The organism is Blautia sp. AM47-4, assembly GCF_003479865.1.
Lineage (GTDB): Bacteria > Bacillota > Clostridia > Lachnospirales > Lachnospiraceae > Fusicatenibacter > Fusicatenibacter saccharivorans.
Map to the genome: position 1 here is coordinate 1 of NZ_QUHY01000083.1, position 1,650 is coordinate 1,650.

Genomic DNA, 1,650 nt, shown 5'->3' on the forward strand with positions numbered 1-1,650 from the left:
GTCGCATTCTCGTTACTTTAGCCTGCAAATAAAAAGTCAATACTAAAATTGAAGAAAGTTAAAAAACTTTACAGGTTAAAAATTAGGCATTAAAATAAGGCCACCACAACCAGTGCTGGTCTGAAAGTAAAAGTTTTGAATTAGCTTGGATCAGGAAGAACAGAAAGATATTCTTTCACTCGTCCATAGTATATTCTGAGAAATTTATTAGCACCTGCAGTCATATAAACATAGTAAGGCTTACCCTGGGTGCGTTTTCTGTCCATGAATTGATATACAGGATCATCCTGAGGCATGGTTTTGATAAGAACATCCATTACTTGAAAAAGAGTCTTTCTTAAATTTGAAGATCCACGTTTGGATGTTGGGACGCTTTTTTGGGCATAGGAACCAGATTCGTTTACCCCAGGATCAACTCCGGCGAATGCAGTAAGGGCTCCTTTATGCGTGAATCTGGTTACATCACCGATCTCAGCCATAAGCTGTGGACCGAGAGATGGACCAATCCCTTTAAACTGCATGACAATTGAGTATTCAGGAAGCTTTGAGGCAGTCTCGTTCATGAGAGTGCGTATTGTTTCGACAGTAACGGAAGTACTGTTGAGCTGATCGACAGCTTGTCTGATGATATGTTTGGTTATTTCATTCTTAGGAAATACTGGAACAAGTTCCTTTGTTTTGGTGTAAATTTCTTCCGCTTTTGATTTATTGAAGGCATATTTTTTGCGCTTGCACCAGTTCTGATAATGTTCAACAAAAGCGTTTAGAGACATTTTACGAATGCAATCTACATGCCAGTATGTAGAGACAAAATCAACCCATTTCTGGGAACCATCACTGCGGGTGGGACTATTGAAATAAGTATTTGCATTTGGATAGGTCTGGTCAATGAGGCCAATAAGATTATTTTTCATAGCCGTTTTTTGTTTCACATAGAAATGGAACTGACGATTCATGACCTTTAGCTGAGCGCGTAATTCATCTGTAATACTATACGGTTCAAGACTTTGCCATTTGTCAAGAGCGTAGCGGGCAATCTTGACAGAATCAGCTTTGTCGGACTTGATTTTGCGAAGAGAATCGTTATTAAAATCTTTGACCAACTTGGGATTAACAGCACTGACAAAGAGATCTGCTGCTGAAAGCTGGTGAGCAAGTGCTTCGTAGTAGCGGCCGGTATGTTCCATTACAACCCGGGATTCACCTTCGATAGAATGAATAAGTTTAATAAGTGAATGGATATCACTGGATGTGTGCTTAATCTCAAAAGGAGAGGATACAATCTCCCCAAATGGTCTCAGAATTGTAACCATACTTTTACCTTTTGAAACATCGATACCTACTGCGTTCATAAATTTATCACTCCTTAAAAAATATTACAATGGATAAATACCAGTTTTACTCATTACCTGTTCAAACTACTGTGTGTGACACGAATGCACCTAATGTGATTCAACCTGCATAAAACGAACACTGTGAATGAGGAGCCGGTTATCAGTCTAAAGTACGGACGCGAGGTCCAAGTGATGAAGTCGATATACCATTGCATCCTACATTCTAACAGTTTAAGTAATGAGATGGATAAATCCTTACTGGAAGTAAGGGGATTACCCATAAATATATTGTAGTAGTGATGAGTTAGACGCGCAA

At 39.0% G+C, this 1,650-nt stretch carries 1 protein-coding gene; it reads right to left on the minus strand.

Annotated features, from left to right (window positions below):
* Nucleotides 1-140 precede the first annotated feature (140 nt).
* On the minus strand, nt 141-1,352 hold the full coding sequence (locus DW965_RS18610; RefSeq protein ID WP_055218916.1) for an IS110 family transposase: 1,212 nt from the start codon (nt 1,350-1,352) through the stop codon (nt 141-143).
* Between the last annotated feature and the right edge of the window lie 298 nt (nt 1,353-1,650).